Annotated in this window: 13 protein-coding genes; 4 read left to right on the forward strand and 9 right to left on the reverse strand. The window is 70.9% G+C overall.

Annotated elements, in window-relative coordinates; genetic code table 11:
• Positions 1–177 precede the first annotated feature (177 nt).
• A complete protein-coding gene (locus YWW_RS0111950) occupies positions 178–729 on the forward strand; it encodes a hypothetical protein (protein WP_026930300.1) in 552 nt (183 codons plus the stop codon).
• Positions 730–830: 101 nt separating this feature from the next.
• Here YWW_RS0111950 and YWW_RS0111955 read toward each other — a convergent pair whose 3' ends face one another.
• From YWW_RS0111955 to YWW_RS0111985, 7 genes are all read right to left on the reverse strand, one after another.
• Positions 831–1,682 carry a sortase gene (locus tag YWW_RS0111955; protein WP_051325701.1) on the reverse strand — a complete coding sequence of 284 codons (852 nt, stop codon included), beginning with the start codon at positions 1,680–1,682 and terminating at the stop codon, positions 831–833.
• An 8-nt stretch (positions 1,683–1,690) separates the two neighbouring features.
• The gene (locus YWW_RS0111960) at positions 1,691–4,327 is read right to left on the reverse strand and encodes a hypothetical protein (RefSeq protein WP_155830149.1); all 2,637 of its coding nucleotides are present in this window, start codon (positions 4,325–4,327) and stop codon (positions 1,691–1,693) included.
• A gap of 15 nt (positions 4,328–4,342) precedes the next feature.
• Positions 4,343–5,995: a phosphate ABC transporter substrate-binding protein PstS gene (locus YWW_RS0111965; protein ID WP_035704428.1), complete on the reverse strand. Its 1,653-nt coding sequence runs from the start codon at positions 5,993–5,995 to the stop codon at positions 4,343–4,345.
• The gene (pstA, locus tag YWW_RS29930) at positions 5,992–7,131 is read right to left on the reverse strand and encodes a phosphate ABC transporter permease PstA (RefSeq protein ID WP_081687406.1); all 1,140 of its coding nucleotides are present in this window, start codon (positions 7,129–7,131) and stop codon (positions 5,992–5,994) included. Before pstA ends, YWW_RS0111965 begins: the two co-directional genes overlap by 4 nt.
• 8 nt (positions 7,132–7,139) lie before the next feature.
• Positions 7,140–8,162 carry a phosphate ABC transporter permease subunit PstC gene (pstC, locus tag YWW_RS29935; RefSeq protein ID WP_051325702.1) on the reverse strand — a complete coding sequence of 341 codons (1,023 nt, stop codon included), beginning with the start codon at positions 8,160–8,162 and terminating at the stop codon, positions 7,140–7,142.
• Positions 8,163–8,216: 54 nt separating this feature from the next.
• Positions 8,217–8,579 (reverse strand): YegP family protein, encoded by a 363-nt coding sequence (locus YWW_RS0111980; RefSeq protein ID WP_155830150.1) that lies wholly within the window; start codon positions 8,577–8,579, stop codon positions 8,217–8,219.
• Between the two features lie 90 nt (positions 8,580–8,669).
• Complete coding sequence (locus YWW_RS0111985; RefSeq protein WP_081687407.1) at positions 8,670–9,578, reverse strand: phosphate ABC transporter ATP-binding protein; 909 nt, start codon at positions 9,576–9,578, stop codon at positions 8,670–8,672.
• A 364-nt stretch (positions 9,579–9,942) separates the two neighbouring features.
• Between YWW_RS0111985 and YWW_RS0111990 the strand changes: the two genes are divergently transcribed.
• Entirely contained in the window at positions 9,943–11,067 is a 1,125-nt protein-coding gene (locus YWW_RS0111990) for a PstS family phosphate ABC transporter substrate-binding protein (protein ID WP_026930306.1), read from the forward strand.
• 79 nt (positions 11,068–11,146) lie between these two features.
• Here YWW_RS0111990 and YWW_RS0111995 read toward each other — a convergent pair whose 3' ends face one another.
• Positions 11,147–11,944: an inositol monophosphatase family protein gene (locus YWW_RS0111995; RefSeq protein WP_026930307.1), complete on the reverse strand. Its 798-nt coding sequence runs from the start codon at positions 11,942–11,944 to the stop codon at positions 11,147–11,149.
• Between the two features lie 162 nt (positions 11,945–12,106).
• Here YWW_RS0111995 and YWW_RS0112000 point away from each other — a divergent pair, with 162 nt between their 5' ends.
• On the forward strand, positions 12,107–12,685 hold the full coding sequence (locus YWW_RS0112000; protein WP_035699209.1) for an AAA family ATPase: 579 nt from the start codon (positions 12,107–12,109) through the stop codon (positions 12,683–12,685).
• 20 nt (positions 12,686–12,705) lie between these two features.
• Here YWW_RS0112000 and YWW_RS0112005 read toward each other — a convergent pair whose 3' ends face one another.
• Complete coding sequence (locus YWW_RS0112005; RefSeq protein ID WP_026930309.1) at positions 12,706–14,154, reverse strand: DHA2 family efflux MFS transporter permease subunit; 1,449 nt, start codon at positions 14,152–14,154, stop codon at positions 12,706–12,708.
• A gap of 191 nt (positions 14,155–14,345) precedes the next feature.
• On the opposite strand from YWW_RS0112005, the gene YWW_RS0112010 reads away from it, so the two are divergent.
• Positions 14,346–14,732, forward strand: a complete 387-nt coding sequence (locus YWW_RS0112010; protein ID WP_026930310.1) for a winged helix-turn-helix transcriptional regulator — start codon at positions 14,346–14,348, stop codon at positions 14,730–14,732.
• The last annotated feature ends 32 nt before the right edge of the window (positions 14,733–14,764 follow it).

Below are 14,764 nucleotides of genomic sequence, written 5' to 3' on the forward strand. Positions count from 1 at the left end.
CGGCCACGGCGCGGACCGCCCATATCGGATATGTCTTCGTCGCCGGGTGAACAAGCATGCTCCGGTCGCTGAATTGGCGCGGAAATGTCGATCAGCGCATTTCGATGGAATGGCCTTATAGGTACGCTCCAATTGATTGCAAGTCGCTTTCGAACTCCCCCGAGATCGGAGAGATCCATGCTCACCCGACTGACACAGGGCCTGATCGGTTCGGCGATCATCGTGTCCATTGCGCACTTCGGCGCCGCCCCCGCGGCCGCCGAGGACCCCGTCCCTTCGCCCGAGACGGCGGCGTCGGCCTCCCACTGGTCGCAGGGCACCAGCACGCTGACGCTGGAGAACACCACCCTGGCCACCTTCGAGTTCGAGGGCGTCCGCCACTTCCCGCTCTTCGCCGACAAGACCGTCGACGGAGCCACCACCTACGCGTTCGACGTGGTCGGCGACCCGGGCGACGGCACCACCGAGCTGTTCGGCGGCATCTCCTTCTACCGCGACGGCGGTTGCGCCATCGTCTCCGACCTGGTGATCGACCCGGCCGGCGACACGGTCACCGGCCGGGTGAACTTCGGCGAGCCCGTCGCGCTGTTCGTGCTCGGCGGCGGCACCGATGAGGGCACGGCCTGGCACTTCACCGCCGACGGCGCCGCCGCATTCAACGAGGAGCTGGGGATCACCTCGTTGCGGCCCGGCCGCATCCTCGGATACGACGCGACCGCGATCGACTGACCGGAACAACGATTCACGGCCTCGGGCCCCGGCGAAACCCAATCGACTCGCCGGAGCCCGAGGCCTTTCATTTCGCGCGGATGGAATCGCGCAGAGCATGGTCACAGCAGATTCGGAAACAGACGCATGGCGGCCTCATAGACATTCCACAGGACCGCCGCCATGACCGGGAATCCCATGATCCAGGTTTCACGGCGACCCAGTCGATGCTTCGTCCACAAGAGTCCCACGAGCGCGACGGCGAGCGCCTGGAGCCACAGCACCAGCTCGAACCATCCGCCGCTGTCCTCCGCCATGGCGATCTCGTCGGAGGTGACCGGTTCGACGGCGATCGCCTCGGTCACCGCCCCCGCGGCGAGGGTCCGGTCGGTGAGCGTCGCGTCGACGTAGATCGTCTCGGTCGGCCTGAACGGGTCCCCGACGGCGGTGACCAGCACCAGCCAGGTCCCGCCCGGTTCGCGAGCGGCGATCGGGTCGCCGTCGCGGCGGACCCGGTCGACCCGGAACACGAATTCGCCGTCGGGCGTGACGACTTCGATCTCGTCGCCGGGGTCGAGCCGGTCCAGGTCGGCGAACGGGGCGCCGAAGGCGGCATGGCGGCCGTAGATCACCGACAGGCCGGTCTGCCCCGGCAGCACCGAGTCGCGGCGGTGCCCGAGGCCGGCCGTCAGGTCCTCGGCGGTCGTGCCCTGCACCACGACCTGGTGCTCCAGGCCGATGGCGGGGATGTCCACCGACGCGATCGGCGTTCCGGGCGGGATGGACTCCAGCACTTCGCCGGGGTCGGCGATCTCGGCGTCCATCTCGTCGCGCAGGACCTGCTGTTCGCGGTCGGCCTGCACCGGGGACAGGGCGACCGCGAACAGCACCAGGCCGAGCGCGCCGACCGCGACACGGGCCAGCGCCGGGGCGACGGCCCGGGCGACGCCCCTGACGGATGAGGGTCGTCTCATCGCGCCCCTCACCTCCGCCGGACCAGGGACGCGCTGAAGACGAAGGCTCGCTTGAACGGTCTGGCGGCGAACCGGAGCAGGCGGCCGGTCCGGCTGTCCGGATCGGTGCCGATCGCTCCCGCCGAGGCGGAGGCGAGGAGGGCGGCCGCTCCGACGGCGAGCGCGACGGGCAGGGCCCAGGTGGCCCAGCCGGCGCCGATGGCCTCGGTGGATCCGGCCTGTGCGAACTCGTCGCCGGTGTAGGCCGGGCCCTGGGCGTCCTCGTCGGCGGGCGGCTGCTCGCCGCCGGCGGGGACCTCGCCTCCGGTGCCTCCCGGCGGGACGTCGCCGTTGCCGCCGCCGGTCGTGCCGTCGCCGCCCGGCGGGGTCAGCTCGCCGGGGTCGTCGATCGGCGGCAGGACCACCTCGGTGCCGTCCTGCTCCCGGACGGCCTGCGCGGCGGCCAGGGTCTGCTGGGCGAGTTCGGGCGGCAGCGCCAGGTAGCCGGGCGGGAGCCAGCCTTGGGCGAGGCCGTAGACCTGCCCCGGCCCGGCGGCGTATTCGAGGAGGTTCGCGTAGCCGTCGGCAGTGGTCTCGTCGAGTCCGGTGGTGGGCGCCGCCCCGTAGACGAGCATGGTGCCCGGGTAGCCGCCGGTCTGGGCGAGTTCGTCGTAGTCGAGCTGGATGGTGCCGCTCGTGTCGTCGAGCGTCCCGGACTGGACGGCCCGGAACATCGCCGTCTCGGTGGGCGAGGCGAAGACCGGCGCGCCGTCGGCGGCGGTGCCGCCGGTGGACAGGTTCGCCAGTGGCAGGCGGTACCGCTCCGCGGTGGCGAGGTCGACCAGGCCGATGATGCTGCGTTTGCCGACGACCTGCGGAGCAGAGCGATCGGAGAAGGCGCTGCTGCCCACCTCATCGACGGCGGTCTCTTGGAGCGGATGCGCGTTGACGATCGTGCGGGCCCCGATCTCGCGGAGGTTGGTGCTGCTCTGCGCGAGCAGGTCGTGGAGGATCTCGCCGACATAGGGGCAACTGCCGACGCTCGGGCCGGCATCGCCGCAGCGGAGTCCGACGGGGTCGTACGGCTGCGGGACCGCGGGGTCGTCGGGGGCGATGCTCCAGTCGTCACGCCATTCGAACGCCTCGACCGGCAGTTGCCAGTCGGTGAAGACCGGGTTCACCCGCATGCCCCATGGGTCCTTCTCACCGGCGAGGAACGCCGCCGCGTCCGGGTCGGCCAGGATCCAGCGGGTGACCGCCTCGGGGACGTCGCCGACGCCGGAGGGGAGGACGAGCGTCGCCATCGGGGCGCCGTCGTCGCCGTCGACGCCGTGCCCGGCGTCGAGGTCGATGTGCGGGTTGAGTTCCTGGAACTCGTCGTCCGCCAGGAGGTCCGTCGGCTGGTTCGGCAGGAAGTCGCAGAGCCAGCGCTGGCCGTCATTGCAGAAATTCCCGCGGTAGCTCTGGGTGAGCAGCTTGGCGACGAGTCGGGCGTTCAGGTTCATCTCGGTGACCTGTTTGCTCTCGGCGTCGTCGATCATGAAGGCGATCCCGAATCCCGATACGGCCATCGGGGCGTGCACGGTGGGCCGGTCGGCCCCTTCCACCGGGCGGCTGCCCAAGGTGAAGTCGTGGCCGCCGCCCAGGTACTGCGCGCGGGCCAGGCTCTCGCCACTGGGCGAGTACGCGACCGGCGTGCCGTTCTCGGCGCCGCACATGGCCGGGATCCAGCTGTACATCGCCTCGGCGGCCAGCTCGCTGCCGGCGGTGGGGAGGCGTTCGGCATCGGTGAGCTCGCAGTAGCCCTCTTCGGGCGCGAAGGTGAGCGGGAAGACCACCCGGTTGCGCCAGTTGGAGCCCGACAGTGCCACATCGAGGTTGCGGCTCCTGGCGAGGTTGGTGTTGGTCGGGGCCTCGATGCAGGTCAGGCGTTCGGAGGGAGAGAGGGTCTGGTCGCAGTCCATTTCGCGCACCGGGACCACGACCAGGGAGCACTCGGTCACCGGCTCGCCTTGGGCGGGGCTGCGCCCGCAGCCGAGCGAGATGGGGCTCTCGTCGCCGGTGCGGACCTGGAAGTCCATCGCGCCGGTGCCGTCCTGGGCCGTCATGGCGACCTGGTTCGCCTTCCCGAAGGTGCGCCAGTCGTCGGGGTAGTCCTGGCTGCCGGGGAAGATCTCGTAGCTCCGGCCGTAGACGTCGACGAACGGCACGTTCAGCGAGAGCGGTTCCGGAGCGGCCTGGGGCTCGGCCAGGTCGAGTTTCGGGGGTATCCTCCGCTCCTCGGTCATGCACTGCTCGCGCACCGGTGCCTCACCCGCGGCGTGGTGGCATTGGAACACGACGACCGGGAAGTGCAGGTCGTTCACGCGGTTGCCGAGGCCCACCGGCACGTCCTGCGAGGCGGTGGAGGGCAGGAAGCCGGACCATTCGATCCGCACCGCCTCGTTGCGCAGGTCCTCGGTCTTGCTGACGCTCACTCGGCCGGTGCCGCCGTCGGCAAAGTCGATCTGCCGGCTCTCACCGCCGGTCTCCTGGGCGGCGGACGGTTCGGGTGCGGGTATCGGCAGCACCGTGACGGCGGTGACCGCCGCAGTGAGCGCGAGCGCGGCAGTCAGAGCGCGACCGAGGCGCGCCCGCGGCCCTCGTCGCAATGTCGGGAATCGCATTGGGATCAGCCTCCGTCAGCCGGTTTCGGTCGATGGTCGGGACGCCCGCCGAGCGGCGCGGCCGGTCAGGTATCGGGCCGCGAGCGTGGGGACGATGAGGATGGCCAGCAGTTGCACGGCGGCCAGGACCGCCGCCGACATCGGCAGCGCCTCGGCTTCGGCGGAGGCGAGGTCGGCGCCGCCGAGGCCGCCGTCGCCTTCGCCGCCGCTGCCGATGGGCAGGCCGGTCTCCGGGTCGATCAGGGCGCCGTCTTCGCCGGTGGCGCCCGCGGTCGTGCCATCGGTGCCGTCGGCGCCGTCGGCTCCAGCGCCGGTGCCGTCGGTGCCGCCCCCGGTCCCGTCCGTGCCGGTGTCGTCGCCGCCCGAACCGCCGCCACCGCCGGATTCGTCACCGCACGGCCCTTGCCCCTGGCGGTCGCATTCGGGGATCTCGGGGGCGATCTCGGCCAAGAGGTTGCGGTCCGGGTCGCTGCCGTCGAAGGTCGGGTTGTTGCACTTGGCGGGGTCGGTGAGTTCCTCGCCCTCGTTGCCGGGGATGCGGTGGACCTGCTCGAAGCCGGCCTCCACCAGGTTCAGCGGCAGCGGCGAGTATCCCAATGGTCCGGCGCGGCGCTGCCCCTCGCATAGGAAGTAGAAGGCGAATCTGCTGAGCGCCCGTCCCTTGTCCTCGTTCATGCCCTCGCTCGTGTCGGTCGGGAGGATCATGTACGAATAGGACGAGAGCGGGTAGGCGCGCTGGTCGGAGTGGTTGTAGACGCCTTCGAGCTTCTGCGTCAGGTACACCGCGGGGTCGGTGTTCGCGGTCTCGATCTCGGCCTCGGTCAGCGCCACCGCCACGTTGTACTGCGTCGGATGGACGTAGTACCCGGCGTCGTTGAGCACCTTGGCCACCGGCCAGTCCCGCTCCAGCGCGTACGAGTACTCGACGAAGCCGATGGCGCCGTCGCCGTAGGAGGCGCTGACGTAGCGCTGGATGCCGTCCGATCCGCTCTGGGCCACGAACTCGTTGCCGGGGTTGGGGTAGTACGAGGTCAGGCCCGAGCGTCCGAAGAACGGCCGCCAGATGTCGGGGTACTGGCTGTCCAGATAGGTGGTGAACTGGGCGGTGGTGCCCGAGCCGTCGGAGCGGACCACCGGGATGATGTCCTTGTCGGGCATCTCCACGCCGTTGTTGTCCTCGGTGATCGCCGGATCGTTCCACTTGGTGATCTGGCCGGTGAAGATCTTCGCGATGGTCTCGCCCGAGAGCCGCAGGCCCTCGTACGGCTCGCCGCGGACCTGGATGTTGTACATGAACGCGGTGCCGCCGGCGACGATCGGCATGTACCCGAAGCCGCGTTCGGGGATGCCGTCGCTTTCGCCGCGCTCGTCCCTGCCGCCCTGGTAGGGGATCTCGGTGACGCCGAAGTCGGTCTGGCCGCTTCTGAAGTCGGCCCGGCCGCGGGTGGAGCCGACCGGGTTGAAGTTGACGGTGATGCCGTTCGAGGCGATGTCGCCGATCCAGGTGTTGAGCGCGTTGAAGCTCCAGGTCGAACCGGAGCCGTTGATCGGCGGCAGCCGCTGGGCGCTGGCGGAGCCGGCGGCGCCGAACACCATCACCAGCACCGCGGTCACCGTGAGCGCCAGCAGCCTGGAGAGCCGGCCGCGGTGTGTCCTTGCGAGCGTCATGAGCGTCTTCCTCCGCGGTGGGTCGCGATGATGCGGGAGATGACGAAGAGGATCAGCACGATGGTCAGCAGGACCGAGGCGGCGCCGAAGGCGCGCACCACCATCTCCTCTTCGGGGAGCCGGGCGTTGTTGTAGATGAACGGCGGCAGTGAAGTCTGCCAGCCCGAGAGCGGGTTGGCGTTCAGGAAGTTCGTGTAGCCGGCGGTCAGCACCACCGGTGAGGTCTCGCCGACGCCGCGCGCCACGCCGATGATGAGCGCGGTGGCGAGGGCCGGCCTGGCGGTCGGGAGGACCACGTGCCATACCGTGCGCCATTGGGAGGCGCCGAGGGCGAGGCTGGCCTCCCGGAGCCCGCCGGGGACCAGCCGCAGGCCCACGTCGGCGGCGCGGGTGATGATCGGCAGCATCATCACCGACAGCGCCAGGCTGGCGGCGAGGCCGCTCTGCTCCACGCCGAGGGCCAGGATCAGGGCGACGAGGATGAACAGGCCCGCCGCGATCGACGGCAGCGCGGTCATCGCCTCGACGATGGTGCGCACGATGCGGGAGAGGCGGCCGCGTACCTCGCTGAGGAACACGGCGCAGGCCACGCCGAGCGGGAGCGTGAAGGCGATGGACAGGCCCATCATCTCCAGGGTGCCGACGATGGCGTGGCGGATGCCGCCCTGGGAGAGGTCGGTCGAGTCGTCGAAGACGAGGTCCTCGGTGTAGAAGTTGGCGTGGACCAGCGCCTCTCCGCCGCGCCAGAAGGTGTAGGCGATGACCGTGACCAGGGCGGCGGCGACCACGACCGCCGCCGAGCGGACCACCGCGGCGGCGATGCGGTCGACGAGGACGACGCGGCCGTGCCGTTGCACGGTGACCAGCGCGTACAGCAGCAGGAACGCGATCCACCAGCACAGGACGAAACCCAGGAGGCCCTCGGTGGGCAGCACCCGATGGTAGAGGATCCACACCAGGCCGAGCGAGCCGGCGGCGCTGCCGACCTGGGCGATCCGGTCGTCGGCGTCGGCCGAGCGGATCCGCCTGGGCGCGTCGGCCTCCTCGACGGCCGGCTCGTCCGGGTCCGGTTCGGTCGCTTGCGCTTCGGGCGGTTCGGTGTCCGCCCCGGTCTCCTTGGTGGCGACAGTGGTCATGGGCTCCCTCAGATCTCGGTGGCCGCACCGCTGCGGCTGCGCGACACCACTGCCGCGGCGATGGTGTTCACGATCAGGGTGAAGACGAACAGGACGAGGCCCGCGAACATGAGCGCGGACAGCTGGAGCGGGGACGATTCGCCGAAGCGCAGGATGATCTGGGAGGCGATGGTGATCGTCCCGTTCTCGAGGATGCGGAGCTTGACGTCGAAGGCGGGGACGATGATGAGCGCGATCGCGATCGTCTCGCCGAGGGCGCGTCCGAGTCCGAGCATGGTGCCGCCGACGATGCCGCTGCGGCCGAACGGCAGCACCACCGATCTGATGACGCCCCAGCGGGTGCCGCCGAGCGCCAGCGCCGCCTCCCGTTCGCCGGCGGGCGCCTGCGAGAACACCTCGCGCATGACGGCCGCGCAGACCGGCATGACCATGAGCGCGACGGCCACGCCGGCGATGAACGCCGAGGAGGTGTACTGGTGGGCGGTGTTGTTCCAGTTGGTGGTGTCGGGGTCGGCGCCTGGCACGTCCAGGATCGCGATCCAGCCGAAGAAGTCGTGGATCCATCTGGCGATGTCGGCGAGGTAGGGCTGGAAGAGGATCAGGCCCACCAGGCCGTAGACGACACTCGGCACGGCGGCCATGAGGTCGACCAGGGCGATGAGCGTGCGCCGGGCCCGGAGCGGGGCGTACTCGGTGATGAACAGCGCGGTGGTCAGCGCGAACGGCACCGCGATCGCGATCGCCACCGCGGCCACGGTGACGGTGCCGACCAGCAGCGACAGGACGCCGAGCTGGTTGGTCTCCAGGGCCCACCGGTGCTCGGTGAAGAAGCTCCAGCCGAACTCGTCGAAGGCGATGCCGGACTCGGAGAACATGAACACGCCGATCGAGGCCATGATGGCCAGGACGAGCAGGCCGACGGCGCGGGCGCCGCCGCGGAAGACGCGGTCGGCGACGGGGAGGCCGGGGTCGATCGCGCGGGGAGTGTCGACGTCGACGGTGGCGGTGCCGACGGGTTTCGCGTTGGTCACCGGAGTGCCTCTTCTCTGTTCGCTCGGGTGCCGATGCGCCGGCGCGGTGCGGTGCTATGCGCCTCGGCGCGGCGGGCGCGCGGCGGGCGCTTCGGCGAGGCCGGATTGGAAGTCGTCGGCCAGGTCGACGAAACGGTCGATGGCGCGCAGGCAGTCGATGCGGCGGGAGTACGGGGCCGCCGAGCGGGCGATGGCCTCGCCGCCGTCGTCGAGCGACCACGACCAGGTGCCGTCGTCCTCGTGCACCAGTCGGGGGCGCTTGACGAGGGCCACTTCGGCCACGCGCCGCATCTGCGCGGTGCATTCGGCCCGGGTGGCGCACTGGCAGCCGCCCGTCGCCATCGTGCGGTTGTTGCCGCTGAGGAGTCTCCAGAGGAACCCGCCACCGTTGGCGGGCCGTATGTCGAAGCGAACCATGGGCATCTGCTTCTCGTGTGGCGGCCTCGGCGGCCTGCCCGGTCGGGGCGGGGTCGGGCCTTGTTCATGGGCATGGTCGCCATCCGTCCGCTAGCCGAATCGGCCGTGGATGTAGTCGGAGGTGCGCGGGTCGCTGGGGGAGCCGAACATAGTCTCGGTGTCGGCCTGCTCCACGACGGAGCCGGGGCTGCCCTCTTCGGCGAGGAAGAACGCGCAGTACTGCGAGACGCGGGCGGCCTGCTGCATGTTGTGGGTGACGATGACGATGGTGACCTCGTTGCGCAGTTCGGCGATGGTCTCCTCGATGCGGCGCGTGGAGGTGGGGTCGAGCGCCGAGCACGGCTCGTCCATCAGGAGCACGTCGGGCTGGACGGCGAGGGACCGCGCGATGCACAGCCGCTGCTGCTGTCCGCCCGAGAGCGAGGATCCGGGTTGGGAGAGGCGGTCCTTGACCTCGCGCCACAGTCCGGCCTTGGTCAGGCACCGCTCCACCAGTTCCTGCCGTTCGTCGCGGCGACGGCGGCCGCCGGTGAGCTTGAGTCCGGCGGTGACGTTCTCGTCGATCGACATGGCGGGGAACGGGTTGGGTTTCTGGAAGACCATGCCGATGCGGCGCCTGGTCTCGGTGACGCGCTGGCCGGGCGCGTAGATGTCGGTGCCGTCGAGGCGGACCTCGCCGGCGAGGGCGGCGCTCGGCACCAGTTCGTGCATCCGGTTGAGGATGCGCAGGAATGTGGACTTGCCGCAGCCGGAGGGGCCGATCAGCGCGGTGACGCTGCCCGGCTCCATGGTGAGCGACACGCGTTCGAGGACCTTGTGGTCGCCGAACCAGGCGGAGACGCGGTCGGCCTCCAGCTTCGCGCCGAGCGCGTCTGGCGCCTCCGCCTTCGGTTGGACGGCGGTGACGTCGGGGACCTCGGGCAGGACCGCCGTCGCCGTGCCGGCGGCTGGCGCCGGGGACGGGTCGTCCGCGGTTCCGGAAGACTCATTCGAATGCATTGTGGGGGGTTTCCTTTGCGGGCTCATTGCATGATCACCACTCGCAATCCAAAGAGCACGGTATGTCCCGGGAGACACAAAGGAGTGAACGCGAAGTTCACTGGGCATGGCCTGTGATTTACCCCATATGACATATACGGCAAAGGGGGCGAAGGCGTGTCAGGCGAGGGCTTCGGCGGCGTCTCGGCGGCGGCGGCGCGGCGATGAGCCGCCCACCTGGGGGCGCAACGGCTCCTTAACCATCCGGGCATGGCCAGTTGACGAACACTTGGCCGTCATGTGGTGGCAACCGAACCTGTGAGCGACGACGCTCGTAATTGCTTCGATGCGAAGCGTCAACCATGACAGGGATAAGGAGTCCCCCATGCGAATCATGGCAAGAGCCGCCGCCGCGGCCGCCGGGCTGGCGATCGCCGCCGGCAGCGGATTCGGCACCGCGTACGCCGACCCCGGCGACTACACCCCGCCGTTCCAGCCGGACGGCGGCGACATCATCGGCGTCGGCTCCGACACCACCCAGTTCGCCCTCAACGACCTGGCCCAGGCCTACAACGCCACCGAGACCGTGCCGCCGCGCGTGGCCTCGTGGGACGCGTTCAACCCGGACACCGGCCTGCCCGGCGACGACATCTGGGTCGAGGACACCGACGGCGACGGCGTCCAGGACGCGAACGAGACCATCGTCCGCCCCAACGGCTCCTCCGACGGCATCGACGAGCTCCGCCGCGACGAGGCCTGCGACGGGACCAGCGACAGCCTGGTCGAGTTCGCCAGGTCCTCGCGGCCCCGCCGGGCCGACGACAGCCAGTGCGGCGGTGTCGCCGGCGGGCCGCAGGTGCTGTTCTTCCCGTTCGCCACCGACGACCTGCGCTATGTCGTCAACGGCGACAACCAGGCCGTCGGCGAGTTCCCCGGTGACAGCGCCGGCACCAACGCCCCGCTCGACCTGACCACCGCCGAGATGATCGCCATCTACACCTGCGACGCCACCCAGTGGAGCGACCTGCGATCCGAGCTGCCGGCCGAGACGATCAACCCGCTCGCTCCCCAGGACGGCTCCGGCACCCGCCAGGCGTTCCTGGACTCCCTGCAGTTGGACACCTTCGGCTCCTGCGTGGACGACACCGTCCAGGAGCACGACGCGCTGCCGGTCGACGGCGACCCGAACGCCATCGCGCCGTTCTCGGTGGGGCGCTTCAACACGGAGGTCCCGGCCGACGCGAACGGCGACAAGCCGGTGCAGGTGAGCACCGGCGGCTACCTGCTGTCGCGGCCGCTGTTCAACGTGGTCATCGACCAGACTCCCGCCGACGGCACCGCCCCCGGCGGCGTCGACCCGAAGCTGCACGGCTTCTTCGGTGACAACAACGCCGACTTCGGATGGATCTGCTCGGATGAGGCCGCACCGGTCATCGAGGCCGCCGGGTTCACCCCGCTCGGCACGATCGACGAGGGCGAGTTCACCAACCCCTGCGGCATCGGCCAGTAACCGGCACCGCGCATCACCCTCCCGAAGGCCGGTGCGGCGGTCGGGTTCCGACCGCCGCACCGGCCCGAGTCGTGCGGGTTCACACCGCCGCAGCGAGGCGTTCGCACAGTTCGGAGGCGAGCGCGGGCGCCGCGGCCACCACCGAGGCCGAGCCCGGCCCGAACGCCTCGCCGCGGCGGTCGAGCACCGCCGCTCCGGCCTCGCGGGCGATGACCACCCCGGCGGCGACGTCCCACAGGTTCGCCTGCGGGTGCACGGTGGCGTCGAAGCGGCCGGCGGCGACCCAGCACAGCTCCAGTGCCGCCGAGCCGATCAGGCGGATGCGCTGGACGCGCGGGACGAGGTCGGCGATGAGCCGCATCCGCTCGGCATTGATCGCAGGCGAGCGGTCGGCCAGCGCGAAGTCGGGGAGCGCGACCAGGGCCTCGGCGAGGTCGTCGGTCGCCGAGCACGCGATCGCGTCGCCGCTCAGTGAGGCGCCGAGACCGGCCGCCGCGCTGAAGCGCTCCCCCAGCGAGGGCGCGTCGACGACGCCGACCACCGGGTCGCCGTCGCGCGTCAGCCCGAGCGAGACGCAGAACGTCGGCAGGCCGTGCACGAGATTCACGGTGCCGTCGATGGGGTCGAGCACCCATTCGTACGGCGATCCGGTGCCGCCGCTGACGCCCCGCTCCTCGCCCAGGAGCGGGATGTCGGGGGTGGCCTCGGCCAGGAACTCGCGGAGCCGGTCCTCGACGGCGAGGTCGAGGTCCGAGGCGAAGTCCCTGTCGCCCTTGCGTTCGAGCGTCCGCCTCGTCTCGCGGCCGGACTCGATGAGTTCGACGGCGAGGTCGGCGGCGCGCTCCGCGATCGCCAGGTATTCGGAAAGCTGAGTCACGGGCCCCATTCTCACCGACCGCGGCGCCGCGGACCGTGAAATGTGGCCCGGACAACGCGGTCCGGCGCGGCGGGGCGGCCTCCGGCCGCTCGGGCCGGCCGCCGGCTTCCCCTGGGTGAAAAGGCTTTGCGGCCCTGCGGCACGGCGGGCACAATCGCGGTCATGACCGACACGATGCCAGGCTGCCTCGTCCTCACCGGCACCCCGGGGGCGGGGAAGACCACCGTCTCGCAGCTGGTGGCCGAGGCGCTGCCGCGGTCCGCGCGGCTCGACGGGGACGTCATGGCCCACTTGATGGTCAGCGGCTGGGCAAGCTACTTCGACGAGCGGGGCGAGTGGAGTCCCGACCCCGAGGCGCGGCGGCAGTTGCAGCTGCGCACCGTCAACCTCTGCTCCGTGGCGAACAACTTCGCCGAGGCCGGGTACACGCCGGTCGTCGACCACGTGGTGGAGACGCGCGAGGAGCTGGCGTTCCTCACCGACCGGCTGCGGGCCCGGCCGCTCATGCTCGTGGTGCTCGCCCCGCCGCTCGAGGTGGCCCGCCACCGGAACGCCACCCGCCCCGAGGAGCACCGGGTCCACTACGACTTCGCGCCGCTGGCCGCCACGATGCGCCGCGAGCTCGGCGGCGTCGGCTGGTGGCTCGACTCGGGCAAGATGACGCCCGAGGAGACCGCCGCCCGCATCGTGGCCGAGGCCGCCGAACGCGCGGTCGTGGCGCCGGAGGCCCTGGCCGCCTGAGCGGCAGGGCCTCCGAGGCGTCAGGCGACGCGTTCGACCTCGGCTTCGACGGCCTCGGCCTTGCGGGTCTTCAGCATCGTCGCGGCGACGACCAAGCCGACCACGACGAAGACCGCGGCGATCGTGTAGCCGGTCCGGTAGCCTCCGGTCAGCGCCTCGGCGGTCGATCGCCCTTGTTCCAGCAGGCCGTCGGTCCGAGCGGCGACCGCCGTGCTCAGCACCGCCAGTCCGACCGCGCCGCCGACCTGCTGCGCCGTGTTGAACAGCCCGGAGGTGACCCCGGCGTCCTCGGGGCGCGAGTCCGACATGCCCAACGACATCAGCGCCGGCATGGTCAGTCCGAAGCCGAGCGGGGCCGTCAGCATGCCCGGCAGCACGTCCGCGGCGTAGGAGCCGTCGGCGCGCATCTGCGCGAACAGGACGAAGCCGACGACCATCAGCGGAAGCCCGGTGAGGACGAGCGGTCGGGCTCCGAAGCGGGCCAGCAGTCTCGGCGCGACGGCCATCGACACGACGGCGATCACGATCGGGGCGGGCAGGAACGCCAGCCCGGCCGCCAGCGGCGTGAAGCCGAGGACCTGCTGGAGGTACAGGACCGTGAAGTACATGAACCCGAACGCCGCCCCGACCATGAGCGCCTGCGCCAGGTTGGCCCCGGCCACATTGCGGGAGCGGAGGATCCGCAGCGGGATGAGCGGAGCGGCGGCCTTGGACTGGCGCCAGAAGAACCCGGCGACGAGGACCGCGGCGAGCGCGCCGAGACCGAGCGTGCGAGGCGAGCCCCAGCCGTACCGCTCGGTCTCGACGAGGGTGTAGACGGCCAGCATCAGGCCCGAGGTCACGAGGGCCGCGCCGATGACGTCGGCCCCGGCCCGCAGTCCGACGCCGCGGTCGGCGGGCAGCAGCCTCCAGGCGAGCGCGGCGACGGCGAGGCCGATCGGGACGTTGACGTAGAAGACCGCCTCCCAGCCCAGGGCGTCGGTGAGGACGCCGCCGATCACACTGCCCGCGGCGCCGCCTCCGGCGGAGGCGAAACCGTAGACGCCGATGGCCTTCGCCTGGTGCTCCGGTTCGGGGAAGATCGTGACGATCATGCCGAGGAGCCCGGCGGCGGTGACGGCGCCGCCGATGCCCTGCACGAAGCGGGCGGCGAGCAGGAGTTCCTGGGTGTCGGCCAGGGCGGCGGCGGCCGAGGCCGCGATGAACAGCGCGAGACCCGCCAGGAAGACCTGTTTGCGGCCGATCAGGTCGCCGAGCCTTCCGGCGAGGAGCAGCAGGCCGCCGAAGGGGATCACATAGGCGTTGACGGTCCACACCAGGTTCGCCTGGGAGAACGCGAGGTCCTCGCGAATGGCGGGGAGCGCGACGTTGACGATGTTCTGGTCGAGGATGATCATGACCTGGGCGGCGGACAGGACGATGACCGCGAGCCAGCGGGTCCGCAGGCTCTGATCGGTTCGGGTGCTCATCGGGGTTGCCTCTCGGGATCACGTGGGGAACGATTTGTTCCTGAGGCAATGATGTGTTCCAATGGAGGGATCCGTAAGAAGGCACTTCGATGTGCCAGAGGGGACATGCGTGTTCCTCTCCAGGTCGACCGGCCTGGAGGCCGAGAGTGAATTGCGGCACAGGCGTGTCGCCGCCGCGAAGGAGCAGGCCCATGGACGACGACTGCGTCCTGCCGAAGTCCGACGTGCAGGCCGAGGCCTGCCCCATCGTCCAGGTCATCGACCGCGTCGCGGGCAAGTGGGCGGTGTCGATCCTGGTGGCCGCCACGAGGGCCCCGGTCCGCTACACCGAGCTCGAACGCAGCATCCCCGGCATCAGCCGCCGCATGCTCACGCTGACGCTGCGCAACCTCGAGCGCGACGGCCTGCTCACGAGAACGGTGCACGCCACCGTGCCGCCGAAGGTGGAGTACAGCGCCACCGAGAGCGCGCGGGAGCTGTACGCGCACCTCAACGGCCTGCTCGAGTGGGCCGAGCGCCACCAGCCCGACATCATCGAGGCGCGCCGGGAATACGACCGGCTCCAAGCGGCCGCCTGAGCCGGCGGGTGGCTCGGCCCGCGCCGAGCCAC

Origin of the sequence: Glycomyces tenuis DSM 44171 (assembly GCF_000427885.1) — a bacterium.
Classification (GTDB): domain Bacteria; phylum Actinomycetota; class Actinomycetes; order Mycobacteriales; family Micromonosporaceae; genus Glycomyces; species Glycomyces tenuis.